The sequence below is a fragment of the Streptomyces sp. NPDC001443 genome, assembly GCF_053597355.1.
This window is the reverse complement of record NZ_JBSFIA010000011.1, coordinates 87,732-112,871: the sequence shown is the minus strand read 5'-3', so window position 1 is coordinate 112,871 and position 25,140 is coordinate 87,732. Positions and strand designations below refer to the sequence as shown.

The following is a 25,140-nucleotide window of genomic DNA, read 5'->3' as shown; positions in this document are numbered from 1 at the left end:
TCGGCGGGATCCCCTCCACCCTGCCGTCGTGTCAGGGGCAGGTGGGAAGCTGTCGTACGAGACAGGTGCAGGGGGCACGGGGAGGGGATCCGGTGAGCGGTACGACACCTGCGACACGCGACGCCGTACAGCGCACCACCACCCGGCAGCGGGGCGCGGTGGTCGCCGCGCTGATGCTCTCCATGGCACTGCCGGCCCTCGACTCGACCGCGGTCTCCACCGCCGTCCCGCAGATCGTCGGCGACCTCGGCGGCTTCTCCTTCTTCTCCTGGCTGTTCTCCGGCTATCTGCTCGCGGTGACGGTCAGCCTCCCGGTCTACGGCAAGCTCTCCGACACCTTCGGCCGCAAACCCGTGCTGGTGGCGGGCGCGGCCGTCTTCCTGCTGGGCTCCCTGCTGTGCTCGCTCGCCTGGAACATGGGGGCGCTGATCGCGTTCCGCATCGTGCAGGGGCTGGGCGGCGGGGCCCTCCAGGGCACGGTGCAGACCCTCGCGGCCGACCTCTACCCGCTGGCCGAGCGCCCGAGGATCCAGTCGCGGCTGTCCACCGTGTGGGCGGTGTCGGCGATCGCGGGTCCGGCCCTGGGCGGGGTGCTGGCCGCGTACGCCGACTGGCGCTGGATCTTCCTGATCAACCTGCCGATCGGCGCCGTCGCGCTGTGGCTGATCGTCCGTCATCTGCACGAGCCGCGCCGCCCCGCGCGCACCCGCGTGCGGGTCGACTGGGCGGGCGCGCTGACGGTGTTCGCCTGCGGCGGCGTCCTGCTGACGGCGCTGGTGCAGGGCGGGGTGGCCTGGCCGTGGCTGTCCGCGCCGTCGATCGCCCTGTTCGCCGCGGGACTCGCGCTGGCCGCGCTGGTCGTGGTGGTCGAGCGCCGGGCCGCCGACCCCATCATCCCGGGCTGGGTCTGGCGCCGCCGCACGATCGCCGCGGTGAACCTCGCGCTGGGCGCGCTGGGCCTGCTGATGGTGGCACCGAGCGTGTTCCTGCCCACGTACGCGCAGTCGGTGCTGGGCCTGGCCCCGGTCGCCGCCGGATTCGTGCTGTCCGTATGGACGCTGAGCTGGCCGCTGTCGGCCGCGCTCAGCCAGCACGTCTACCGGCGGATCGGCTTCCGCGACACCGCGCTGCTGGGGATCGGCGCGGCCGCCGTGATCCTGCTCGCGTTCCCCTTCCTGCCGTACCCCGGCGCGGCCTGGCAGCCGACCCTGCTGATGCTGCTGCTCGGCGCCGCCCTGGGTCTGTTCCAACTGCCCCTCATCGTCGGCGTGCAGTCGACGGTCGGCTGGGCGGAACGCGGCACGACCACCGCCTCCGTCCTGTTCTGCCGCCAGACCGGGCAGACGATCGGCGCGTCGGTGTTCGGCGCGGTCGCCAACGGGGTGCTCGCGGCCCGCCTGGGCGGCGCGGGCGACCTGGACTCCGTCACCCGCGGCCTGGACGGGGGCACCGCCCCGGAGGCCACCCGGCGGGCCGTCGCGGACGCCGTGCACGCCGTCTACCTCGGCGCGTCCTGCGCCGCCGCGCTCGCCTTCCTGGTGCTGCTGTTCGTCGCGCCGCGCCGCTTCCCGGTCCTGCGCGAGCCCGCCGACTGACGCCACCGCGCCGCCCCCTGCCCCTTCCCCCTGCCTCCTGCCCCCTGTCACCGCCGGTAACACCGCGTACGACACCGCAGGTCGGCCAGGCAAGCGCGTACCTACCGCCCAGTTCGGCGAAAAGCCCGCACACCGGTCAACGGCCCGAGTAGCGTGCGTGACCCGCACCCCCACCTCCCTGCGGTCCGCCGCCACGGACCCGAGCCACGCAAGGAGCCCGGGATGAGCCACGACCCGTTCCCGCCGCCCCCGCACGCCCGCCCCCACGCCCGGCCGCCGTCCCCCACCTACCCCTGGCAGCCGGAACCGCCACCGGAGCCCGCACCCCGCCGCCGCCCGCACCGCGAGGCCCTCGGACGCCACAGCGACCTGCGGATCCTGCGCGGCGCCTACCGCCGCCAGCGCCGCGTGGCCACCCTCACCGCGCTCGGCTACTTCACCCTCTTCCTGCTGCTGTCCGCCCTGGCACCGTCCTTCATGACCCGCATGCCGGCCGAGGGCCTGCCCACCGGCCTGCTGCTCGCCCTGCTCCAACTCCCCGTCACCTGGCTGGCGGTCGCGCTCTACGAACACACCGCCCGCCGCCGCGTCGACCCCCTCGCCGACCGCATCCGCACCCTGGCCGAACTGGACGCCCGACGGGGAGCCGGCCGATGACCGGGTTCAGCGACAGCGCACAGACCATGTCCCTGATCGCCTTCACGACCGTGGCCACCCTCACCCTGCTGCTGTGCGTGATCACCGGCCCGGACCGCGACGACCTCGACGCGTTCTACACCGGCGGGTCCCTCTCCCCGATGCGCAACGGCCTCGCGATCGCCGGCGACTACATCTCCGCCGCGACCGTCCTGGGCACCGGCGGCGTGATCGCCCTGTGCGGCTACGACGGGATCGTCCTCGCCCTCAGCACCGCACTGTCCCTGATGCTGCTGATGTTCCTGCTGGCCGAACCCCTGCGCAACGCGGGCCGGTTCACCATGGGCGACGCCCTCGCCCGCCGGATGCCGGGACGCGCCGTACGGATCGCCGCCTGCGCGGTCACCCTCGCCGCGCTGCTCCCGCTGATGCTGGTGCAGCTCGCGGGAACCGGCCAGCTCCTCGCCTTCATGCTCGGCTTCTCCGGCGACTCGCTGAAGACGGCCTGCGTCCTGGGCATGGGCGCACTGATGATCAGCTACGCGGCCATCGGCGGCATGAAGGGCACCGCCCTGATCCAGATCCTGAAGATCGTGATGCTGCTCGGCTCGGGCGCCGTGGTCGCCGTGCTGATCCTGCGCCGCTTCGACTGGAACCCCGGCAGCCTCTTCGCCACTGCCGCGCAGCAGAGCGGGGTCGGCGTCGCCTTCCTGCGCTCCGGCCTCGAGTTCGCGGGCAGCCCGTACCCGCGCCTCGACATGATCACCTCCCAGCTGTCGGTGGTGCTCGGCGGCGCCTGCCTGCCGCACATCACCATGCGCATGTACACCGCCGCCGGCGCCCGGCAGGTGCGCCGCTCCCTGTCCTGGGCGGTGTCCGCGGTGGGCCTGTTCGTCCTCGTCATCACGGTCGTCGGCGTCGGCGCCACCGCGCTGATCGGCCGGGAGGCGATCGCCCGGGAGGACCCCCAGGGCAACACGGCCTACCTGCTGGGCTCGCGCGCCGCCTTCGGCCCCGACGTGTCGACGGCCGAGACCCTGCTGTTCACCACCGTCACCACGGCGCTCTTCCTCACCCTGCTCGCCTCCGTCGCCGGAATGATCCTCGCCTGCGCCGACTCCCTCGCCCACGACGTCTTCGCCGGCGGCGGGCGCAGGACGACACCGCGCCGCGAGATGCTGCTGGCCCGCCTGTCGGCCCTGGCCGTCGGGATCCCCGCGGTCCTGCTGGCCACCCAGGTCCAGCACCGCAGCCTCCAGCCGCTGGCCACCCTCTCCTTCTGCCTGGGCGCCTCCGCCCTCGCCCCCGCCCTCGTCTACAGCCTCTTCTGGCGCCGCTACACCCGGACCGGACTGCTGTGCACCCTCATCGGCGGCTCCCTCGCGGTCCTGCTGCTGATGCCGGGCACCAACCTGGTGTCGGGCTCGCCCGGGTCAGCCTTCCCCGAGGCCGACTTCAACTGGTTCCCGTTCACCACCACCGGCCTGGTCACCATCCCGCTGGGCTTCGCCCTCGGCTGGCTCGGCACCCTCGCCTCGGGCCGCCGGCAGGCCGAGGAACAACGCCGCCAGTACGAGGCGGTGGAGGCCTGGATCCTGGCGGGAGCGGCCCGCGGCGGCACGGGAGCGACGCCCGGGGAGCCGGGAGCGGCACCCGGGGGGAGGTGAGCCCGACCCGTCAGGGCGCCTGCTCCACCTGTTCCCGGCCCGTCAGCGCGCTGAGGCGGCTGCGCACACGGTCCATGTGGGCCCGTACGTCGTCCCACCGCTCCCCGTGCTCGCGCAGCACCTGCTCCGTGTCCCGGCTGATCCGCTCCGCCCTCGCCCGGGCCCCGGCCAGCAGTCCGGCCGCCTGCGCCCGCGCCTCCTCCTGCCGACGGGCCGCCGAGCGCTCGGCGTCGGCGAACGCCCGCCTCGCCTCGGCCAGGGCCGCCTCGGCGCGCCCGACCAGAGCGGCCTGGCGCGCGTCGAGCGCCTCCACGCGCGCGACCGCCGCGCTCTCCTCCCGCGCCGCCCGCTCGGCCTGCTCCTCCGTCTGTCCGGCGCGCATCGCGGCGGTGCGCGTACGCACCTCCCGCAGCGCCGACAGGACCTCGCCGCGGGACCGCTTCACCTCGCGACGGGTGGCGATCCGGATCCCGTCGGCCTCGGCACGAGCCGTGAGCAGCCGCCGGCCGGCGAACTCCTCGGCCCGCGCGCCCACCTCGTCCGCGTGTTCCCGCGCCGCCCGACACACCTCCAGGGCATCGGCCTCGGCCCGTGCGGCCTGCTCCGCCGCCTGCTCACGCGCGTGCTCCCGGACCGCCGCCGCCTCCTCCCGGGCGAGCCGCAGCAACGACTGCGCGCGCTCCCCGAGCGCCTCGTACGTCTGCGGAGCGAGCCGCGCGACCCTCTCGCGCAACCCGGCGGCCTGCGCCTCCATCTCCTTGGCGAGCACGGTGAGCCGGGCGGCGCGCTCCCAGGCGGCGTCACGGTCGCGGGCGAGCGCGGCGGCCTGCGCATCGACCTGTTCGGGACGGTAGCCGCGCCGCCGCACGGTCACGAACCCGTACGGCGACTGCGATGCGCTGCTCATCCTGGGAGCCCCTCTCCACCCTGCACACACGAAACGACGATTGCGCGCACATACTGATGGATCAGACATAAGCGTTCATAACGCGACACTCCGCAAGGGCGTCACGGCCGCGGACCCGACAGACGAAAAAGGGGGCGGCCCCGGTCCATCGACCGGGGCCGCCCCCTTCCACACCTCACCCGACCTCCGCCCCCGTCAGAGCAGCCCGTCCCACATCTGCTCCAGCAGCACCGACCACCAGCTCTCCGGCGAACCCAGCGCCGCCGGGTCCAGCGAGGCCAGCTGGGTCTGGAAGTCGACCGTCCAGCGGCCCGCCTGCTCCTGGTTCAGACCGAACCGCAGCCGCCACATCCGGCCGAGCAGCGCCAGACAGCGCGCGAACTCCGGCAGCCCCGTGTTGACGAACTGCGGCGGCACCGACCCGCCGCCCGGCCCCGCCTCCACCGGCACCGCGACGATGTTCGCCGTGCCGTACTGCACACAGATCGCCTTGCCGAAGTCGCTGCCCATCACCAGGTACGAGCCCGCGTCGGGCGCCGGCCGCACCCCGCGCTCCTGCGCCAGCTCCGCCAGGGTCGGCACCGGCCGCCCCGGCTGGGCCTGCGCCCAGAAGAACGGGCCCAGGTCCGCGGGCAGCCCCGCCACCACCAGCGTGTGCGCCACGACCGGCGGCACCCCCTGACGGGACACCGCGGCCTGCTCGAACCGGAACACGCCCGGCCCGAACGCCGCCGCCAGCTCCTGCGCGATGCCCTCCGGCGGGATCGGCGGCACGGGCTGCACCGGCGGCAGCGGCGCACGCACCGGCGCCGGACGCGCCGGGCCGTCCGCGACCTGGTGCAACTCGCCCTGGTGCGCCAGCAACTGCTGCATGCCCTGCTGCCGGCTCGCGTGATCCGTGCCGTACGGCGCGATGCTCGCGATCCGCGCCTGCGGCCACTGCTCGCGGATCATCCGCGCGCAGTACGCGCCCGGCAGCTCGCACGACTCCAGCTCGGTGTGCAGCTCCAGCACCTGCCCCGGCGGCACGTTCATGCCGCGCAGCTCGTGGAAGATCTGCCACTCCGGGTGCGGGGTGCCCGGCGCCGAACGCCGGATCAACTGCTGCTCGGAACCGTCGTGCGCGCGGTAGCGCAACACGGCCTGATAGCCGGGACCGACCGTCGGCTGGGCGCCGGGCGGCGGCATCGGCGGACCGGACGGCACCGCACCGTGCGGCACGGCGCCGGGCGGGACCGGGCCGGGCGGCATCGGCCGGGGAGCCCCCGCGGGCACGCCGGGCGCGCCCGGGACACCGGGAGCGGGCGGGGGCGGGAACCCGGCCGGGGCACCCACCGGGGGCGCCGCCAGCACGGTCTCCGCATGGTGCACCGCACCCTGCGGCCCCCCGACGGAGGCCGGCCCGCCGGGAGCGCCCGGCGGATTCGGGGCGAACGGCGCACCGGGCACACCCGGAGGCTGCGGCGCGCCCGGAGCACCCGCGCCCGCCCGGCCCGGATCGGCCAGCACCGTCGCGGCGTGATGAGCACCGCCGACACCGCCCGGAGGCGTACCGCCGGGCACGTTCGGCGCGCCGGGCGGATTCGGGGCGGCCGGCATCCCCGGGGGCGCCGGAGGCTGCGGCGCCCCCGGCCCCTGGGGCCCGTCGGGCCCGAGCGCCGACACCAGCTGCGTGGGCACGTAACCGCCCGTCCCGGCCCCCGGCACACCGGGAGCGGGGGGCGCGGGGGGCGGCGTACCGCCCGGCCGTGCGCCCGGGGCACCCGGGACGCCCGGCGGGTGCGGCGGCTCACCCGCGCCCCGCACCCGACGCGGCGGCGCCGCCTTGCTGGTCGCGGCGTCGGCGATGTCCCCGGTGTTCGGCGCGAGCGGCCGCTGCGGCACACCCGGACCGGACGGCGCGGGCGGTGTGCCCTGCGGCGCACCGGCCGGAGCGCCCTGGGCGCCGGGCGTCTGCGGATAGCCGTACACCGCGGAGCCGGGCGCCGGAGGCGGCGTGGCTCCCGGCACCGGACCCGGACCCGGCACACCGGGCGCGGGCGTACCCGGCGCGGACGCACCCGGAGCCGGCGGCGGGCCCTGCGGGTACCCGTACGACACGGCACCGGGCGGCGGCGTACCACCGGGCCCGGGCGCCGACCCGGCCGGAGCACCCGCACCCTGCGGATAGCCGTACGACGCGGGCGCACCCGGCGCACCGGGCGGGGACGCGGCGTCGAACGCCGGCGTCACCGCCGTCGGCGGCAGCCGGCTGCCGCCCGAGATCAGCTCCGTCCTGGCATCCTGCATCCGGTCGTCGCCGTCACCCACCGGCGGCGCGAACACCGTCGCGGGCAGCGGGACGGAACGGTCCTCCTCGAAGTCCGCATTGGTGTCCGTACCCGCCCAGGGCGTCGCCCCCGCGGACCCGCCGGGCGCCCCGGAGGCCGCCCCCACGCCCTCCTCACCGCCCGCCACCGGCCACGACACCCCGGCACCCGACCCGGCACCCGGCACCTCACGCGCACCCGCCGGCGCACCCTGCGCACCCGCCTGGGTCTGCGGCAGCGAACCCCCGCCCGCGGCACCCCCACCGGCCCCCGAGGTGCCGGACGCGGCCCGCGCACCCTCGCCCCGCCGGTCCGGAATACCCAGCTTGTCCGCCGCCTCCTGCAACCACTCCGGCGGACTCAACAAGAACGACGTCTGATTCAGATCCACCCGCGCCGCGGGAGCCGGAGCCGCGTCCGCCACCCCCTCCTCGGCACGCCCGTACTCCTCCTCGTACCGACGGATCACCTCACCCACCGGCAACCCCGGCCACAGCGTCGCGTCCCCGCTGTCCCGCGCGATCACCAGCCGCTGCGCGCCCCCGTCCGAACGCGGCCCGTCCGCCCGGTCCTCGGCCCACACCACGAAGCCCAGCCCGAACTCCCGCACCCGCACCTCACGATGCTGATACGCCGGCACGTCCCCGTTGACCCACTCCTCGGCGCGCTCCTGCGCCTGCGCGAACGTCACCATCGCCGAGATCACTCCCCCACCGAAGACACGGAAGCCGCCGAGGACACCGGCACCGCACGCGCGAAACCACCGTCCACCATCAGATTCGCCACCGTCTCCAACTCCGGCGGACTGCCCGCCAGCCGTGACAGGAACACATCGAAGTCGTCACCGCACGGCAGCAGCAACCGCTCCACCCGCTCCGCCGGCGACCACCCCGGATCCACGTCGCGCACGTCGTCGTACGCGCAGAACCACACCGAACCGATCCGGTCGCCCTTCACCTTCACGGCCAGCAACCCGCCCTGGACGAAACCGACCCCGAGGTAGTCCTTCGTCAGATGGTCACGCAGACACTTGTTCACATACACCAGGTCGTTGACCGCCGCCTCGTCCCGCACCGTGAAGAACGGCTGGTCGATCAACAGCCCCAACTCCGCGTCCAACGCGGTACCCACCGGCGCACAACCACCCGCCGCCTTCAGGAACGACCGGTACGCACCCGGCAACCGGTACCCCAGGTCCTCCTCGACCCCCTGCACCTGCTGCTCCGACACCGCCACACCCGACTTCGACAGACCGAAGTGGGCGGGCCGCGTCTCCTGCAACGGCCGCGTCCCCCGCTTGCCGTGGTCCACCGCCGCCGTCGCCACCCCACCGTGATGCCGCAACAACGCCTTCACCTCGACCGGCACCAGCTCCAGCCGCCGCGAACCCACCACGTGATGCCACGTCCAGCCGTGCGGAGTCGCCACATCGGCCACCGTGTCCCACAACTCGTGCCCCGCCGCCGCCGACGCCGCGTTCGCCGACACATAGTCCGTCAACCGCAACTCGTCGACACCGAAACCCTCCGGCGGCTCCGCGATCTCGGCCACCGCGCGCGCGTACGGCGAGAAGTCGGGATAACCGTTCTCGTCGACCCGCACCCCCCTCGGGTGCCGAGCCGCCCGGACCGGATCCGGAAAGTGCACGACCTGCCCGGCATAGGCCGCGTTCGGCGGCGCGGCTTGCCCGAGCCGACCTGTCGTCATGACGGTTGCCCCCTGCGGCACTCTGTACGGGCCCGGCCCCCGGCACCTTTCCGGTCCCGGAACACCACGACCCGTAGCGGACTGTCTCCTGCTTCTCCCACGCGCGTCGACCGCACGCGGCACGGTGGCGACAGCCTATGCGGTACGCCGACACCGGTCACCGGGCCTCCACTTCCGTGACCGGACGTCACCCCGCCGTGACGACTCACCAGGAACCGAGCGTGTCGCACCGCCCCAGTTACCGCAGCAGCCACGCGATTTGGCACCCTGGGTCCACCGGGGGGATGCTCGGGAGGGGATGACGATCATGAATGCCACACAGACAGGGCCGCACGCCGGACCCGACACCGCCATGTCCGGGGACCCCAGGGTCGACTGGAGCGCCAGCGAGACACCGCACGCCCCCACCCTCCACCACCGCCGCGACGGCATACTCCCCACCATCGCCGCCGCCCTCTCCGTCCGCGGCGCCACCCTCACCGGCACCGCCGCCCGCGGCGACCAGCCCCCCGCCCTGCACCCCCTGGTCCAGGACTTCCTCGACAGCCTCGGCAGCGCCCAACGCGACCGCTCCACCGGACGCTGCGCCGAAGCACTCCTCATCTCCCGCCACATCGCCGCCGCCGACGCCGCCCGCACCAAACGCGCCGCCCGCAAGCCGATGACCAACGGCGAAGCCCGCCGACTCCTCAGACAGGCCAAACTCACCACCCGACGCATCCGCGAGGACGGCGACCCCCTCCACGGCAGCTTCGCACCGCCCTGCCGCGCCTGCACCGCCCTCAGCGCCCACTTCGGCGTACGCATCGTCGACCCCGTGGCCACCGACGGCTGACCCCCACCACCACACCTCACCCACGACGCCGACGAACGCAGGCCACATGCACGCCGACCGCAGCAGTACCACCCGCTTCTCCGTGACAGTCGACGCCGCCCTGCGCACCGCCGGCTGGCAACCCGGACGCTGGGACATCAAACAGGCCGAGATATGGGCCGACACCCTGCGCGAACACACCTCACCCGCAGGACACCGCCACACCGTCTTCCCCGCCGCCGTCGAGGCCTGGGCCGAATTCGGCGGCCTGCGCATCGCACCCCCCGGCAACGGCCGCCAGGTCGCCCCCGCCAAACTCCACCTCGACCCCCTGCACGGCCTGCACATGGCCCGCACCCTCGGCGACCTCGGCCGCGCCCTCGGCACCGAGGTCTGCCCCCTCGGCACCGAGACCGACACCAAGGCCGTCCTCACCATCGACACCGAAGGCCGCGTCTACACCCTCGACCACACCGGCGACTGGTACCTCGGCCCCGACATCGACCACGCCCTCGCCCTCCTCGTCACCGGCATCGAACCGGCACGACTCACCGCGGGCTGAACCACTCCACCGACTACGCCGACGGCACGGCGGGACCGGACGCCGAAGACGCCGACGGCACGGACGCACCCGAAGCACCCGAAGCACCCGAAGCACCCGACACAGTCGCCGACACCGACGGAATCACCGCCGACACCCGGAAACCCCCCGCATCCGTCGGCCCCGACACGAACACACCCCCGAGCGCCACCACCCGCTCCTTCATCCCCACCAGCCCGTTGCCCCCCGACGGCAACCCCGCCGCCGACCCCGACGAACCCTCCGGCGGCGCCCCGTTCTCCACCTGCATCGCGATCTCCGACACCCGGTGCGCCAATCGCACATACGTCTTCGCACCCGCCGCGTGCTTGTGGACGTTCGTCAACGCCTCCTGCACCACCCGGTACGCCGTCTGCTCCACCTCCGGCGCGTACGACCGCGACTCCCCCTCCACCGACAGATCCACGACCATCCCCGCGGCCGCCGACTGCCCCACCAACTCCTCCAACTCCTCCAGACACGGACCCTCGACCTCGTCCGCCGCCCGCGAAGCCGCCGCAGCCGCAGCCGCCCCCACCGCCGCCAACGGCACCGACACCCCCTCCCGCCGCGCCGCACCGTCCCCACTGCGCAGCACCCCGAGCATCTCCCGCAACTCGGTCAACGCCTGCCGCCCCATGTCCCCGACCAGAGCAGCGTTGCGAACCGCCTTCTCCGGATCCTTCCGCGCCACCGCCTGCAACGCCGCCGCGTGCACCACCATCAGACTCACCCGGTGCGCGACCACGTCGTGCATCTCCCGCGCGATCCGCGTCCGCTCCTCGTTACGCGCCCACTGCGCCCGCTCCTCGGCCCGCTCCGCCAACAACTGAAGCTCCCGCTCCAGACTGTCCGCCCGCTCCCGCAGGCTCTCCATCAGCCGCCGCCGCGCCCCCACGTACAGACCCAGCAGCACAGGCGGCGCCGTCAACCCCAGCGCCGTCGTGATCGAAGCGAACGGAATGAACCAGTCGCCCAGCGCGAAATCCCCCCGCGCCATGTCCTGCCGCACCCGCACCAGCATCACGATCAGCATCCCCACCAGGGACATCCCCGCCAGCGACGCGATGATCCGCCGCGGCAGCTCCGACGCGGCCAGCGTGTAGAGGCCCGCGATGCCCATCAGATAGCCCATCTGGGCCGGAGTGATCGCGATCGACACCAGCACGACCGCGATCGGCCACTTGCGCCGGATCAGCAGCGCCGAACCGGCCAGCAGCCCGAAACCCACCCCCGCGGCCGTCGGGATCCCCGCGTCCCGGCCGAACCGCACACCCTCCAACGCGCACTCCGCCGCGGACGCCGCCGCCAGCGCCACGTCCAACCCGGCACTACGCCACCGCGCCCACCACCACGGCCCCGTACGGGCCGCGGAGTGGTCTTCCCCCGTCGTGGTCATGCCTCCAGCCTACGGGCGGCGGGCCGGGCTTTTCCGGCTAGTTTTCACGACCCGCCTCCACCACACCGCGTAGTCGAATAGCTACAAAACTCTCCGCTATCACCCGAACTGCTTAACTACCGATCACCTGACCCCGGAATCACCCAGTCCGCCCAGACGCTATGCCCATGGCACATTCACCTGGCAAGTACGCGGACTTCGAGAAGCTACGGGACCAGGCCGTGACGCTACGGCGGGCAGGACTCAGCCGCCGCCAGATCCGCGACCGGCTGCACGTGCACAACAACGACATCCTCAACCGCCTCCTCGAAGGCGAGCCGCCCCCCGAATGGACCAGGCGCCCGAACGCCAAGGACGACCTCAGGGCCAGGGCGCGGGAGCTGCGGCTCCAGGGCTGGAGCTACGACCGGATCCAGGTGGAGCTGGGCTGCTCGAAGAGCTCGATCTCCCTGTGGGTACGAGACCTGCCGAAGCCGGAGCGCCGCGACCCGTCGGAACAGGCGAGGCTGGCCAATCGACTGAGGTGGGAGCACGAGCTGGCCGTACGTGACGAGAAGCGGCAGCGGACGAAGAGGGCTGCCGCGAGCGAGGTCGGCCCGCTGAGCAGCCGCGACCTGTTCATGACCGGCGTCGCCCTCTACTGGGCCGAGGGGGGCAAGGACAAGCCCTACGCCAGGCGCGAGAATGTGCAGTTCGTCAACAGCGACCCGGGCGTGATCCGGATCTTCCTGGCTTGGCTGGACCTGCTTGGCGTGGAACGCGAGCGCCTGCGCTACCGGGTGATGATCCACCTGACCGCTGACGTCAAGGGCTCAGAGCAGTTCTGGGCAGATCTCGTAGGTGTCGACGTCTCCCGTCTCCAGCGGACGACCATCAAGAAGCACAACCCCAAAACCGTCCGCAAGAACGTGGGCGAGAACTACCGGGGCTGCTTCGTGATCAGCGTCCTCCAAGGAGCCGAGTTGTACCGCCGCATCGAAGGATGGTGGTCCGGGATGGTGGATTCCGTCGGACGGGATCATGCCCTCCCCTCCTCCGGTAAGGTTTGAAGCAGCAATCCGCCGTGGGGTAGCGGCATCCCGCAGGCCTTTGGAGCCTTGAGACGCTGGTTCGAATCCAGCCGGCGGAGCTGCTGACCGGGCCCTGACAGCACTGTCAGGGCCCATTCTCATGTCCCCCAAGAAACGCCCCGGTATCCTGCGGTTGTCCCCCCACCTTCTCCACAGCCGAAGGACAACCCCGTGAGCGCCATCCGCCCGGCCGCCGTCGTCGTACTCGCAGCGGGTGAGGGCACCCGTATGAAATCGGCCACACCCAAGGTCCTGCACGACATCTGCGGTCGCAGCCTGGTGGGCCATGTGCTGGCCGCCGCCCGCGAGTTGGACCCCGAGAACCTCGTCGTCGTGGTCGGCCACGCCCGCGAGAAGGTCACCGCGCACCTCACCGAGATCGACCCCCAGGTCCGTACGGCCGTCCAGGAGCGGCAGAACGGCACCGGGCACGCCGTCCGGATGGCGCTGGAGGAGCTGGGCGGCCCGGTGGACGGGACGGTCGTGGTGGTGTGCGGCGACACTCCGCTGCTGACCGGGGAAACCCTGGGGCGGCTGGCCGCGACGCACTCCGCGGACGGCAACGCGGTGACCGTGCTGACGGCCGAGGTGCCGGACGCGACGGGGTACGGCCGGATCGTGCGGGACGGCGCTTCGGGTGCCGTGACCGCGATCGTGGAGCACAAGGACGCCAGCGACTCGCAGCGGGCGATCCGCGAGATCAACTCGGGTGTGTTCGCGTTCGACGGCCGGCTGCTCGCGGACGCGCTGGGCAAGGTGCGTACGGACAACAGCCAGGGCGAGGAGTACCTGACGGACGTCCTGGGCATCCTGCGCGAGGCGGGTCACCGGGTCGGTGCGTCGGTGGCGGTGGACCACCGGGAGATCGCGGGGATCAACAACCGGGTGCAGCTCTCCGAGGCGCGGCGGATCCTGAACGACCGGCTGCTGACCGCGGCGATGCTGGCCGGGGTCACGGTGGTCGACCCGGCGACGACGTGGGTGGACGTGACGGTGACGTTCGAGCAGGACGCGGTCGTGCATCCGGGTACGCAGCTGCACGGTGCGACGCACATCGGCGAGGGTGCGGAGGTCGGTCCCAACTGCCGGTTGAAGGACACCACGGTGGGTGCGGGGGCCCGGGTGGACAACACGGTGTCCGACGGGGCGGTGGTGGGTCCGCAGGCGAGCGTGGGGCCGTACGCGTACCTGCGTCCCGGTACGCGGCTGGGGCTGAAGTCGAAGGTCGGTACGTACGTGGAGACGAAGAACGCGTCGATCGGCGAGGGGACGAAGGTGCCGCACCTGTCCTATGTCGGGGACGCGACGATCGGTGAGTATTCCAACATCGGTGCGGCGAGCGTGTTCGTGAACTACGACGGTCAGGACAAGCACCACACGACGGTGGGCGCGCACTGCCGTACGGGTTCGGACAACATGTTTGTGGCGCCTGTCACCGTCGGGGACGGTTCCTACACGGCTGCCGGGTCCGTGATCACGAAGGATGTGCCGCCCGGTTCGCTGGCCGTGGCCCGTGGTCAGCAGCGGAATATCGAGGGTTGGGTGGCCCGTAAGCGTCCGGGGAGCGCGGCGGCGAAGGCGGCCGAGGCGGCGTCCCGGGAGCCGGGCGGCGAGGGCTGACCGGAAACGGGCGCGCTCCGGACGGCGTACCGTGATAAGTGCACACCCGCACCCCACCAGCTGAGACGGCCGTTCGCAGTCAGCTGCGCAGGCCTCTCGACACCCAGCTGAGACACCTCTGAGGAGACAGTGCTGTGACCGGGATCAAGACGACCGGCGAGAAGAAGATGATGTTCTTCTCCGGCCGCGCCCACCCCGAGCTTGCCGAGGAGGTCGCCCAGCAGTTGGGTGTCGGGGTCGTCCCGACGAAGGCCTTCGACTTCGCGAACGGCGAGATCTATGTGCGTTATCAGGAGTCGGCGCGTGGCGCGGACTGCTTCCTGATCCAGAGCCACACGGCTCCGATCAATAAGTGGATCATGGAGCAGCTGATCATGATCGACGCGCTGAAGCGTGCGTCGGCCCGCTCCATCACGGTGATCGTGCCGTTCTACGGTTACGCGCGGCAGGACAAGAAGCACCGTGGTCGTGAACCGATCTCGGCGCGTCTGATCGCGGACCTGATGAAGACGGCGGGTGCGGACCGCATCCTCACCGTCGATCTGCACACGGACCAGATCCAGGGCTTCTTCGACGGTCCGGTGGACCACCTGTTCGCGCTGCCGTTGCTGGCGGACTACGTGGGCGACAAGGTGGACCGTGACAAGCTCACGGTGGTCTCTCCGGACGCGGGCCGGGTGCGGGTGGCGGACCGTTGGTGCGACCGTCTGGGTGCGCCGCTGGCGATCGTGCACAAGCGGCGTGACAAGGACGTGGCGAACCAGGTGACCGTCCACGAGGTCGTGGGTGAGGTCAAGGGCCGGGTGTGCGTCCTGGTCGACGACATGATCGACACGGGTGGCACGATCTGTGCCGCGGCGGACGCGCTGTTCGCGCACGGTGCGGAGGACGTCATCGTGACGGCGACGCACGGTGTGCTGTCGGGTCCGGCGGCGGACCGGCTGAAGAACTCGAAGGTGAGCGAGTTCGTGTTCACGAACACGCTGCCGACGCCGGGTGAGCTGGAGCTGGACAAGATCACGGTGCTGTCGATCGCGCCGACGATCGCGAGTGCGGTGCGTGAGGTGTTCGAGGACGGTTCGGTGACGAGCCTCTTCGACGAGCAGTAGGGATCCGGGCGCCGTAGCGATCCGGCGCCGGAAGATCCTTTTGGGTGCGGCCTCCCTCTCTGAGTAGACTGTCGAAGTTGCTCGGCGAGGGAGGCCGTTCTCCGTTTTCACGGGGGATGCGGCTGTCCGTTATCGACGCGCTCTTCGTAGCAGGCCGTTCGTGGCCGGGTGACCACGTCCGTGCTTTCTGACACTACGAGGAGTGATCATGTCCGAGGTCAAGATCTCCGCCGAGACCCGTTCCGAGTTCGGCAAGGGTGCCGCCCGTCGTATCCGCCGCGACCACAAGGTTCCCGGTGTGCTGTACGGCCACGGTTCGGACCCGGTCCACCTGACGCTGCCGGGTCACGACCTGCTGCTGGCGCTGCGTACGCCGAACGTCCTGATCTCCCTGGACATCGACGGCAAGACCAACGAGCTGGCGATCCCGAAGGCCGTCCAGCGTGACGCGGTCCGTGGTCACCTGGAGCACGTCGACCTCCAGCTCGTGAAGCGCGGCGAGAAGGTCACCGTCGAGGTCCCGGTGCACGCCGAGGGCGAGCTCGCCGCCGGTGGCAACCTGCTGGAGCACGTGCTGAACGCGCTTCCGGTCGAGGCCGAGGCCACGCACATCCCGGAGGCCGTCTCGGTGTCGGTCGAGGGTCTGGAGGCCGGTGCCTCGGTGCTCGCCAAGGACATCGCCCTGCCGTCCGGTGTGACGCTGGCCGTGGACGCGGACGCCGTCGTGCTGCAGGTGCTGGCCGCGCAGGCGGAGGAGGCGCCCGAGGGTGCCGAGGGTGAGGGCGAAGAGGCCGCCGAGGCCTGATTCTCGCCGTCTTAGTTGTCTCGTCAGCCGCTGTTCTCTTCGGGGTTCTGATTCTTCAGGGTTCCGAACGGGGGCAGCGGCTGGCGCGTATCCGAGGAGACATGCACGTGACGACCGACGCCAATGCCCCCTGGCTGATCGTGGGGCTGGGCAATCCCGGGCCGGAGTACGCGATGAACCGGCACAACGTGGGGTTCATGGTGGCCGATCTGCTGGCCGGGCGGATCGGGGGCAAGTTCAAGCGGGCGGGCAAGGCGCAGGCGCAGGTCGTCGAGGGGCGGATCGGTCCGCCGGGGCCGGCGAACCGTCGGGTGATCCTGGCGAAGCCGATGTCGTTCATGAACCTGTCGGGTGGTCCGGTGACCGCGCTGCGGGACTTCTACAAGGTGCCGACGGCGAACATCGTGACGGTCCACGACGAGCTCGACATCGACTACGGGGTGCTGCGGCTGAAGCTGGGTGGCGGCGACAACGGGCACAACGGGCTGAAGTCGATGACGAAGGCGATGGGCGCGGACTATCACCGGGTGCGGTTCGGGATCGGGCGGCCGCCGGGACGGATGCAGGTCGCGGACTTCGTGCTGAAGGACTTCGCGTCGGCGGAGCGCAAGGAGCTGGACTACTTCGTGGACCGGGCGGCGGACGCGGTGGAGTGTCTGGTGATCGAGGGGCTGGAGCGGGCGCAGGGGACGTACAACTCCTGAGTCGTGGGCCGCGGGCCGGCGACCGGCGACCGGCCGACATTGACTTTCCGCCAGGTGATGGCCAAGGATCACCGCCATGCCTGCCACAGCCCGTACCGCGACCGGTCGTCAGGGTGCCCGCGCCGCGCTGCGGTTCGGGCAGTTCGCGGCGATGGGGACGGTCGCCGTGCTGATCCTGATCGCGGGGGTGTGGGCGTCCTGGGGGACGGCCCAGCACGTGATGCTGACGAAGGGCCGGGAGAGCGGCACGGTCCTGGTGACCGGCTGCGGCGGGGACACCTGCACGGGGCCGTACACGCCGCTGTCGGCCGGTTCGCGGGCCCGGGCGTCGGTCGTGATCGCGAAGTCGGTCGCGGTGCGCAAGGGGCGGACGTACACGGTCGTGGTGAAGCCGGGCGGTGACGAGGTGGTCCGCTCGGGTCCGGCCGGGGTGCTGTACGCGTGGGTCCCGCTGGGCGGGGCGCTGCTGCTCGCCTCGGTGGTGGTCGCGGGCGGGCTGCGGCGGACGCGGGTGGCGTGGGCGCTGGCGGGCGCGGGGGCGCTGCTGCTGACGTCGGCGTTCGTCGCGGTGCAGTAGTTCGTGCGGAGGTACGAGTGCCCCCGGCCCGTGTGGGCTCGGGGGCACTCGTGTGCGTGGTGCGGGGCGGGTCAGCCGGTGTTGCGCAGGCCGGCCGCCACGCCGTTGACGGTCAGCAGCAGGGCCCGGGACAGCAGCGGGTCGGGCTCCTCGCCGGCCGCGGCGGCGTCGCGCTGCCGCTTGAGCAGGGTGACCTGGAGGTAGGAGATCGGGTCCAGGTAGGCGTCGCGGATGGTGAAGGTCTGCTTCAGGACGGGGGTCGCGTCGAGCAGTTCCCGTTCGCCCGTGATGCGCAGGACCTCGCGGACGGTGAGTTCGTGCTCGGCCTTGATGGTGTCGAAGACGTGCTTGAGCTCGTCCGGGACGAGGGTGTCGACGTAGTGCCGGGCGATGCGCAGGTCGGTCTTGGCGAGGGTCATCTCGACGTTGGAGACGAAGTTGCGGAAGAAGTGCCACTGGTCGTGCATCTCGTCGAGCACGGTGTCGAGGCCTGCCTCGCGCAGGGCCTTGAGGCCGGAGCCCACGCCGAACCAGCCGGGGACGATCTGCCGGGACTGGGTCCAGCCGAAGACCCACGGGATGGCGCGCAGTCCGTCGAGCGAGACGCCCGAGCCGGGGCGGCGGGAGGGCCGCGAGCCCAGGTGCAGGTCGGCGAGCTGGTCGACCGGCGTGGAGGCGAGGAAGTACGTCGGCAGGTCGGGGTCCTCGACGAGCCGGCGGTAGGCGGCGTGGGCGGCGTCGGAGACGACGTCCATCGCGGCGTCCCAGCGGGCGAGGGCCTCGTCGGACTGGCGGGGCGCGGTGTGCAGGGCGGACGCCTGGAGCGTGGCGGCGACCGTCAGTTCCAGGTTCTCCCGGGCCAGGGAGGGGATCAGGTACTTGTCGGAGATGACCTCGCCCTGCTCGGTCACCTTGATCTCGCCCTCCAGGGTGCCCCAGGGCTGGGCGAGGATCGCGTCGTGCGAGGGGCCGCCGCCGCGGCCGACGGTGCCGCCGCGGCCGTGGAAGAGGCGCAGCCGTACGCCGTAGCGGTGGGCGACGTCGCGCAGTCGGCGCTGGGCGCGGTGGATCTCCCACTGGCTGGTGGTGATGCCGCCGAACTTGGAGGAGTCGGAGTAGCCGAGCATGACCTCCTGGACGTCTCCGCGCAGCGCGACCAGGCGCCGGTAGGAGGGGTCGGAGAGCATGTCCTCGAGGATGGTGTCGGCGGCCTTGAGCTCGTCGGTGGTCTCCAGCAGCGGGACGATGCCGATGTGGGCCCAGCCGCCGTGCAGGTCGATCAGGCCGGCCTCGCGGGCCAGGACGGCGGCGGCGAAGACGTCGTCGGCGCCCTGGCACATGGAGATGATGTACGACTCGATGACCTCGGGGCCGAAGACCTCCAGGGCGCGCTTGACGGTCTGGAAGACGCCGAGGGTCTTGGCGCCGGCGGCGTCCACGGGCGCGGGGGTGGGGCCGAGGGGGCGCCGGGAGCGCAGTTCCTTGGCGAGCAGTCTGGTGCGGTACTCGCGGGGCATGTCGGTGTAGCGCCAGGACTCCTCGCCGAGCCGGTCGAAGAGCTGGCCGAGGGCGTGGTGGTGGGCGTCTGCGTGTTCGCGGACGTCCATGGTGGCGAGCTGGAGACCGAAGGCGGCCAGGGTCCTGATGGTGCGGTCCATGCGGCCGTCGGCGAAGAGGCCGCCGCGGTGTTCCCTGAGGGAGGTCTGGATCAGCGTCAGGTCGTGCAGCAGCTGGGAGGTGCCGAGGTAGTCGTGGCCGGGGTCGTGGGGGGTGCCGGTGGCCAGGCGCTGCTTGGTGTTCTCCAGCTTCTGCCGGATGCAGGTGGCCTTGAGCCGGTAGGGCTCCTCGGCGTTGAGGCGCTTGTAGCGGGGGCTGATCTCGGGCAGCCGGTCGAGGTCGGTGCGCAGGGAGTCGAGGAGTTCCTCGGTGGCGCCGGTGTAGCGGATGGAGTTCGACAGGAAGCCGCGCAGCTCGTCGATCATCTCCAGGGCGTCGTTGATGCCGTGTTCGTGCTGGAGGATCAGGACGTCCCAGGTGACCTGGGGGGTGACGTTGGGGTTGCCGTCGCGGTCGCCGCCGATCCAGGTGCCGAAGGTGAGGGGGCGGGTGTCGTCGGGGAGCTTGACGCCGACGCGCTCCAGTTCCGCGGTGAGGTCCTCCAGGACGTCGCCGACGGCGCCTGCGTGGAGTTCGTCGAGGTAGTAGATGGCGTTGCGGGCCTCGTCGGCGGGTTCGGGGCGTACGACGCGCAGTTCGTCGGTCTGCCAGACGAGGTCGATGTTCTCGGCCAGACGGGTGTCGTAGCGGCGGCGGTCGGCCTCGATGACGGGGCTCTCCAGGAGCGCGGCGATGCGCCGGAGCTTGTTGAGCACCGACCGGCGTGCGGCTTCGGTGGGGTGTGCCGTGAACACCGGGCGAACGTTGAGGTGCTTGACGGTCTCGCGCAGGTGGTCGGGGTCGGCGTCCTTGAGCCGGTCGGCCGTGCGGGCGAGGAGGCCGCCCTCGGCGGCGCGGCGGGCGCGCAGTTCGCGGCCGCGGTGCACCTGTTCGGTGACGTTGGCGAGGTGGAAGTAGGTGGAGAAGGCGCGGACCAGCTTGGCCGCGGTGTCCAGTTCGATGCCACGCAGCAGTTCGGCGGCGGCCTCGCCGTCCTCGCGGGTGAGACGGCGGACCTTCTCGACCAGTTCGAGGAGCTCGGGGCCTTCCTGCCGGACGAGGGTCTCGCCGAGGAGGTCACCGAGGCGGCGGATGTCGGCGCGCAGTTCACTGCCGGTCGTCGTGGTCTGGTCGTCGGCACTGCTCACAGGTGCGGCTCCTTGCAGTGTTGAAGCTCGTCTGGGAGGGGAACCCGGAAGCACGCCTCTCGCGCGGCGGCTGCCGCATACGGGTCGGGCATCCGGGAATGAATCAGAGCGGACCGCGCTGTCCGACCGACTCCAAGGATAGGTGTCCATGCGGACGCGCAGGCTGTCGGGCTCTTGCCGTCGGGCGGCGCGCTGCCATACTTACGACGCCGTAGGTTACGGAACCGTAGGAAGGGCCACTCGGTTATCGCGACCCGCACGCCGCCCCCCTCTCCTCCTTCGATCCCACAGGGGACGCCCATGACCACCCATCCCGACGTGATCAAAGACGCCCCGGAGGTGCCCGGCGACACGCCGATGCCCTCGGCCACGCTGGGCGGTGAGCAGAAGGGTTCGATCGAGCGGATCACCCTGCTGGTGTTCATCGCCGTGCCGTTCCTCGCGCTGATCGCCGCGGTCCCGCTGGCGTGGGGCCGTGGGGTGAGCTGGCTGGACCTCGGTCTGCTGGTGTTCTTCTACTACCTCGGCTGCCACGGCATCACCATCGGTTTCCACCGTCACTTCACGCACGGTTCGTTCAAGGCGAAGCGGCCGCTGAAGATCGCGCTGGCGATCGCGGGGTCGATGGCGGTGGAGGGTCCGCTGGTCCGCTGGGTCGCGGACCACCGCAAGCACCACAGGTTCTCGGACGCCGAGGGCGACCCGCACTCGCCGTGGCGGTACGGGGAGACGGTTCCGGCGCTGATGAAGGGCCTGTGGTGGGCGCACATCGGCTGGATGTTCGACGAGGAGCGGACCCCGCAGGAGAAGTACGCGCCGGATCTGATCCAGGACCGGACGCTGCGGGCGATCTCGCGGCAGTTCATCCTGTGGACGCTGTTGTCGCTGGCGCTGCCGGCGGTGATCGGCGGGCTGGTGACCATGTCCTGGTGGGGCGCGTTCACCGGCTTCTTCTGGGGTTCCCTGGTGCGGGTGGCGCTGCTGCACCACGTCACGTGGTCGATCAACTCGATCTGTCACGCGGTCGGCAGGCGTCCGTTCAGGTCGCGGGACCGTTCGGGCAACGTGTGGTGGCTGGCGGTGCTGTCGTGCGGTGAGTCCTGGCACAACCTGCACCACGCCGATCCGACCTCGGCGCGGCACGGGGTGGAGCGCGGGCAGCTGGACTCCTCCGCGCGGCTGATCCGCTGGTTCGAGCTGCTGGGGTGGGCGTCGGACGTGCGCTGGCCGTCACGCTCGCGTATCGATTCGCGCCGGAACACGGGGGAGGACGCTTCCCGGCAGGAGAGGTCGACCGCCGACGCGGCATGATTGACGCCGTGGCGACCGATCCCAGCAGCACCTCCAGCAATGAGAAGCCCCGGCGTGCTCGTCGCACCCGTATGACCGGTGCCGAGCGCCGCCAGCAGCTGCTGGAGATCGGTCGCACGCTGTTCGCGGCGAAAGGTTTCGAGGGCACCTCCGTGGAGGAGATCGCCGCCAGGGCGGGGGTGTCCAAGCCGGTGGTGTACGAGCACTTCGGCGGCAAGGAGGGCCTCTACGCGGTCGTCGTGGACCGGGAGATGCGGCGGCTGCTGGACATGGTGACCGGTTCGCTGACCGCGGGGCATCCGCGTGAGCTGTGCGAGCAGGCGGCCTTCGCGCTCCTCGACTACATCGAGGAGTACACGGACGGTTTCCGCATCCTGGTCCGCGACTCCCCCATTCCGCAGTCGACGGGGTCGTTCGCGTCGCTGATCTCGGACATCGCCACCCAGGTGGAGGACATCCTGGGCCGTGAGTTCAAGAGCCGCGGCTTCGATCCGAAGCTGGCCCCGCTGTACGCCCAGGCGCTGGTCGGGATGGTCGCCCTGACCGGTCAGTGGTGGCTGGACGTGCGGCGTCCGCGCAAGGCGGAGGTGGCGGCGCATCTGGTGAACCTGGCGTGGCACGGGCTGGACGGGCTGGAGGCCAAGCCGCGGTTGATAGGGCATCGCAAGAGCTGAGCCGTGCGGCGCCCCACCCGTCCGGCTCGTCGCGCCGTCCGGCCGGCCCGCCGCGTCACCCGGTCGGCTCAAGGAACTCCAGCCGGTTGCCGACCGGGTCCTCGGAGTAGAAGCGCCGATGGCCCGGCAGGTCGTCGTCCCAGGTGACCTTCGCGCCGTGGGACGCCAGCCGGGCCGCGTACGCCTCGATGCCGGTGACCCGCAGCCCGGGGTGGGCCTTGCGGGCCGGGCGGAAGTCAGTCTCCACACCGAGGTGGAGCTGGACGGCGCCGGCCCGGAACCAGCAGCCGCCCCGCGCGGCGAGCACGGGCGGCTTGGGGATCTCCGTCATGCCGAGGGCGTCGACGTAGTACGGGCGCAGCAGGTCCTCGGCGCCGGGCGGCACGGCGAGCTGGACGTGGTCGAGGGCGGCGAGCACGGTTCTCAGGCCTCCTTGCGGGCGACCGCGAAGACGCGGCGGAACGGGAACAGGGTGCCGTGGGAGCCGGCCGGGTAGGCCTCGCGCAGGACACCGCGGTAGGCGGTGACGAACTCCTCGCGGGCCGCCGGGTCGTCGGCGAGGGCGGTCAGGACCGGCCGCAGCCCGGTGCCCTTCACCCAGTCGAGGACGGGGTCCTCGCCACCGAGGAGCTGGACGTAGGTGGTCTCCCAGGCGTCTGTCGCACACCCCAGATCGGCCAGGTGTTCGAAGTAGGCCTCGGGGGTGTGGACGGCGTCGTCGTGGCGCAGGACGTCCGCGAGGCGGTCGCGCCAGCGGGCCGAGCCGGCCAGGTCGCGCATCAGCCGGTGGCTGGGGGCGTCGAAGTTGCCGGGCACCTGGAAGGCGAAGGTTCCGCCGGGCGCGAGGGCGGCGATCCAGTCGCCGAACCGGTCCAGGTGACCGGGCACCCACTGGAGCGTGGCGTTGCTGATGATCAGGTCGTACGTCCCCGGGGGCGTCCAGGTGCGTACGTCGGCGGGGGCGAAGTCGAGGCGGCCGCCGCCCGGGGTGGGGCCCGCGTGCTCCGCCCGGGCCCGGTCGAGCATCTCCGGCGAGTTGTCGTACCCGGTGATGTGCGCGGTGGGCCAGCGCTCGGCGAGCAGGGCCGTGACGTTGCCGGGTCCGCAGCCGAGGTCGGCGATGCGGGGTGGATCGCCGGGCAGGTCCGCTACGCGGGCGAGGAGGTCGGCGAAGGGGCGGGCACGGTGGTCGGCGTGCCGCAGGTACTGGGCGGGGTCCCAGGCGGGGGTGGTGGTGGGCATGGGTGGCCTCCTCGGACGGGCACCGGGTGCGCGGTCGATCTCCAGCCTGCCCCCGAGATATCTTGACGTCAAGAGACTTCACGTCGACACAACCACTACACTGATCGTCATGGAGGACGAGGTCGATCGGCTGGTCGCAGCGTGGCGCCGGGAGCGCCCGGACCTCGACGTGGAGCCGCTGGAGGTACTCAGCCGGGTGAGCAGGCTGGCCCGGCACCTCGATCGCGCGCGTCGGCTCGCCTTCTCCGAGCACAGCCTGGAGCCCTGGGAGTTCGACGTGCTGACCGCGCTGCGGCGCGCGGGGGCCCCGTACCAGCTCTCGCCGGGGCAGTTGCTCACCCAGACCCTGGTCACCTCGGGCACGATGACCAACCGCATCGACCGGCTGACGAAGAAGGGCCTGGTGGAGCGGCTGCCGGACCCCAGCGACCGGCGCGGTGTGCTGGTGCGGCTGACGGAGGAGGGCCAGGACCGTGCGGACCAGGCCCTGGCCGGGCTCCTCGACCAGGAGCGGGCGATCCTCTCCGAACTCTCCCGCGCCCAGCGCGGTGAACTGGCCGCGCTGCTGCGCCGGCTGACCGCGCCGTTCGACAACATCCCGGGCTGACCGCCCCGTTCGGCACCATCCCCCGGGTGGTCCGGGGGGACCGGTCAGGCGGTGTGGGTCTCCTGCGCCCTGATCCGCCCGGCGGGCTCCAGGTCGACCGGTCCGACGCCGGCCCGGCGCGCGAGCGCGACGGCGGCGAGGGTGGAGTGCACGCCGAGTTTCCCGAGGACGTTCTGCATATGGGTGCGCACGGTGTGCGGGGAGAGGAACAGTCGCTCGGCGACGGCCTTGCGGCCCAGGCCCGCGACCATGCAGCGCAGCACCTCCCGCTCGCGCGGGGTGAGGGACTCCACCAGCCGTTCGCTCTCGGTGCGGTGCTTGCGGGCGGCGGTCAACTCCCGCAGGACACCGGTGAGCAGGGCGGGCGGCAGATGCGTCTCGTCCCGCAGCACCCCCCGGATCACGGTCAGCAGCCGCGACAGCGAACAGTCCTTGGCGACCCAGCCGGAGGCCCCGGCCTGGAGGGCGAGCGCGGCCCGCCGCGGGTCGTCCTTCTCGGCGAGGACGACCGTACGCACATGAGGCTGCCCGGAGCGGACTCCGGCGACGAGGGATATCCCGTCGACCAGCCCGTCCTCACCCACTTCCTGCACGGGCACCGCCGACCGTACGCCCGGCACGCCGCCGCCCAGGTCGGCGTCCACGAGCAGCACGTCGTACCTGCGCCCCTCGGCGGCCGCGCGCTCCAGACTGCGCAGTGCCGCCGGGCCGCTGCCGGCCGCGGAGACGTCGACGTCCGGCTCCGCCGCCAGTGCCGCGGCGAGCGACTCGGCGAAGATCCGGTGATCGTCGACGACCAGGACTCGGATGCGAACCACGAAACCCCCTTCCCCTGGCTCCCGAAGAGCAGGGGCCAACCCCACCACCGTCTGTAGGACGCGGACCGGCGCGGGCACGACGCCCGGCATCGACGCGGCCGCACAGCCGCCGCCGTGCAGGAACTGCTACCCCCGATGCGGGCGTCGTACCCGACTCCGTCTCGCCCCCTGATCAGCACCGGCCC

22 protein-coding genes and 1 tRNA gene are annotated in these 25,140 nt (G+C 72.2%); 15 read left to right on the top strand and 8 right to left on the bottom strand.

Translation table 11 applies throughout. From position 1 onward, the window contains the following. Positions 1–92: 92 nt before the first annotated feature. From ACWC24_RS14880 to ACWC24_RS14870, 3 genes are all read left to right on the top strand, one after another. Positions 93–1,595 carry an MFS transporter gene (locus ACWC24_RS14880; RefSeq protein WP_450663214.1) on the top strand — a complete coding sequence of 501 codons (1,503 nt, stop codon included), beginning with the start codon at positions 93–95 and terminating at the stop codon, positions 1,593–1,595. A 222-nt stretch (positions 1,596–1,817) separates the two neighbouring features. Further along, a complete protein-coding gene (locus ACWC24_RS14875) occupies positions 1,818–2,252 on the top strand; it encodes a DUF485 domain-containing protein (protein WP_450663213.1) in 435 nt (144 codons plus the stop codon). After that, positions 2,249–3,898, top strand: a complete 1,650-nt coding sequence (locus ACWC24_RS14870) for a sodium/solute symporter (RefSeq protein WP_450663212.1) — start codon at positions 2,249–2,251, stop codon at positions 3,896–3,898. The genes ACWC24_RS14875 and ACWC24_RS14870 overlap by 4 nt, the downstream gene beginning before the upstream one ends. A gap of 10 nt (positions 3,899–3,908) precedes the next feature. Here ACWC24_RS14870 and ACWC24_RS14865 read toward each other — a convergent pair whose 3' ends face one another. The 3 genes from ACWC24_RS14865 to ACWC24_RS14855 form a co-directional block, all read right to left on the bottom strand. Then, positions 3,909–4,805 (bottom strand): cellulose-binding protein, encoded by an 897-nt coding sequence (locus ACWC24_RS14865; protein ID WP_450663211.1) that lies wholly within the window; start codon positions 4,803–4,805, stop codon positions 3,909–3,911. Between the two features lie 195 nt (positions 4,806–5,000). Next, complete coding sequence (locus ACWC24_RS14860) at positions 5,001–7,808, bottom strand: SUKH-4 family immunity protein (RefSeq protein ID WP_450663210.1); 2,808 nt, start codon at positions 7,806–7,808, stop codon at positions 5,001–5,003. Between the two features lie 8 nt (positions 7,809–7,816). Further along, on the bottom strand, positions 7,817–8,821 hold the full coding sequence (locus tag ACWC24_RS14855) for an SMI1/KNR4 family protein (RefSeq protein WP_450663209.1): 1,005 nt from the start codon (positions 8,819–8,821) through the stop codon (positions 7,817–7,819). A 298-nt stretch (positions 8,822–9,119) separates the two neighbouring features. Here ACWC24_RS14855 and ACWC24_RS14850 point away from each other — a divergent pair, with 298 nt between their 5' ends. Next, on the top strand, positions 9,120–9,656 hold the full coding sequence (locus ACWC24_RS14850) for a YwqJ-related putative deaminase (protein WP_450663208.1): 537 nt from the start codon (positions 9,120–9,122) through the stop codon (positions 9,654–9,656). A 46-nt stretch (positions 9,657–9,702) separates the two neighbouring features. Then, positions 9,703–10,197 carry an SUKH-3 domain-containing protein gene (locus ACWC24_RS14845; protein WP_450663207.1) on the top strand — a complete coding sequence of 165 codons (495 nt, stop codon included), beginning with the start codon at positions 9,703–9,705 and terminating at the stop codon, positions 10,195–10,197. Positions 10,198–10,210: 13 nt separating this feature from the next. Here the strand turns inward: ACWC24_RS14845 and ACWC24_RS14840 are convergent, their stop codons facing one another. Then, positions 10,211–11,614 carry a sensor histidine kinase gene (locus ACWC24_RS14840; protein ID WP_450663206.1) on the bottom strand — a complete coding sequence of 468 codons (1,404 nt, stop codon included), beginning with the start codon at positions 11,612–11,614 and terminating at the stop codon, positions 10,211–10,213. A 167-nt stretch (positions 11,615–11,781) separates the two neighbouring features. Between ACWC24_RS14840 and ACWC24_RS14835 the strand changes: the two genes are divergently transcribed. From ACWC24_RS14835 to ACWC24_RS14805, 7 genes are all read left to right on the top strand, one after another. Further along, entirely contained in the window at positions 11,782–12,663 is an 882-nt protein-coding gene (locus ACWC24_RS14835; RefSeq protein WP_450663205.1) for a hypothetical protein, read from the top strand. A gap of 8 nt (positions 12,664–12,671) precedes the next feature. Then, positions 12,672–12,743 (top strand) — tRNA-Gln (locus ACWC24_RS14830). 112 nt (positions 12,744–12,855) lie between these two features. Further along, positions 12,856–14,304, top strand: a complete 1,449-nt coding sequence (glmU, locus tag ACWC24_RS14825) for a bifunctional UDP-N-acetylglucosamine diphosphorylase/glucosamine-1-phosphate N-acetyltransferase GlmU (protein WP_450663204.1) — start codon at positions 12,856–12,858, stop codon at positions 14,302–14,304. A 134-nt stretch (positions 14,305–14,438) separates the two neighbouring features. Then, a complete protein-coding gene (locus ACWC24_RS14820; RefSeq protein ID WP_450663203.1) occupies positions 14,439–15,413 on the top strand; it encodes a ribose-phosphate diphosphokinase in 975 nt (324 codons plus the stop codon). Positions 15,414–15,621: 208 nt separating this feature from the next. Next, positions 15,622–16,218 (top strand): 50S ribosomal protein L25/general stress protein Ctc, encoded by a 597-nt coding sequence (locus ACWC24_RS14815; RefSeq protein WP_450663202.1) that lies wholly within the window; start codon positions 15,622–15,624, stop codon positions 16,216–16,218. Between the two features lie 101 nt (positions 16,219–16,319). Beyond that, on the top strand, positions 16,320–16,922 hold the full coding sequence (gene pth, locus ACWC24_RS14810; RefSeq protein WP_392605846.1) for an aminoacyl-tRNA hydrolase: 603 nt from the start codon (positions 16,320–16,322) through the stop codon (positions 16,920–16,922). 76 nt (positions 16,923–16,998) lie between these two features. Continuing rightward, complete coding sequence (locus ACWC24_RS14805; protein WP_450663201.1) at positions 16,999–17,499, top strand: hypothetical protein; 501 nt, start codon at positions 16,999–17,001, stop codon at positions 17,497–17,499. 71 nt (positions 17,500–17,570) lie between these two features. Here ACWC24_RS14805 and ppc read toward each other — a convergent pair whose 3' ends face one another. Next, positions 17,571–20,303: a phosphoenolpyruvate carboxylase gene (gene ppc / locus ACWC24_RS14800; protein WP_450663200.1), complete on the bottom strand. Its 2,733-nt coding sequence runs from the start codon at positions 20,301–20,303 to the stop codon at positions 17,571–17,573. Between the two features lie 300 nt (positions 20,304–20,603). On the opposite strand from ppc, the gene ACWC24_RS14795 reads away from it, so the two are divergent. After that, positions 20,604–21,614, top strand: coding sequence for an acyl-CoA desaturase (locus ACWC24_RS14795; RefSeq protein ID WP_450663199.1), 1,011 nt, complete (start codon positions 20,604–20,606; stop codon positions 21,612–21,614). Continuing rightward, positions 21,611–22,288: a TetR family transcriptional regulator gene (locus ACWC24_RS14790; RefSeq protein ID WP_450663198.1), complete on the top strand. Its 678-nt coding sequence runs from the start codon at positions 21,611–21,613 to the stop codon at positions 22,286–22,288. Before ACWC24_RS14795 ends, ACWC24_RS14790 begins: the two co-directional genes overlap by 4 nt. A gap of 55 nt (positions 22,289–22,343) precedes the next feature. On the opposite strand, the gene ACWC24_RS14785 is transcribed toward ACWC24_RS14790, so the two are convergent. Both ACWC24_RS14785 and ACWC24_RS14780 read right to left on the bottom strand, forming a co-directional pair. Next, positions 22,344–22,706: a glyoxalase gene (locus tag ACWC24_RS14785; protein ID WP_450663197.1), complete on the bottom strand. Its 363-nt coding sequence runs from the start codon at positions 22,704–22,706 to the stop codon at positions 22,344–22,346. Between the two features lie 5 nt (positions 22,707–22,711). Continuing rightward, entirely contained in the window at positions 22,712–23,530 is an 819-nt protein-coding gene (locus ACWC24_RS14780; RefSeq protein ID WP_450663196.1) for a trans-aconitate 2-methyltransferase, read from the bottom strand. Positions 23,531–23,639: 109 nt separating this feature from the next. Between ACWC24_RS14780 and ACWC24_RS14775 the strand changes: the two genes are divergently transcribed. After that, on the top strand, positions 23,640–24,137 hold the full coding sequence (locus ACWC24_RS14775; RefSeq protein ID WP_152892954.1) for a MarR family winged helix-turn-helix transcriptional regulator: 498 nt from the start codon (positions 23,640–23,642) through the stop codon (positions 24,135–24,137). Between the two features lie 44 nt (positions 24,138–24,181). Here the strand turns inward: ACWC24_RS14775 and ACWC24_RS14770 are convergent, their stop codons facing one another. Next, positions 24,182–24,955 carry a LuxR C-terminal-related transcriptional regulator gene (locus ACWC24_RS14770; protein WP_450663195.1) on the bottom strand — a complete coding sequence of 258 codons (774 nt, stop codon included), beginning with the start codon at positions 24,953–24,955 and terminating at the stop codon, positions 24,182–24,184. Between the last annotated feature and the right edge of the window lie 185 nt (positions 24,956–25,140).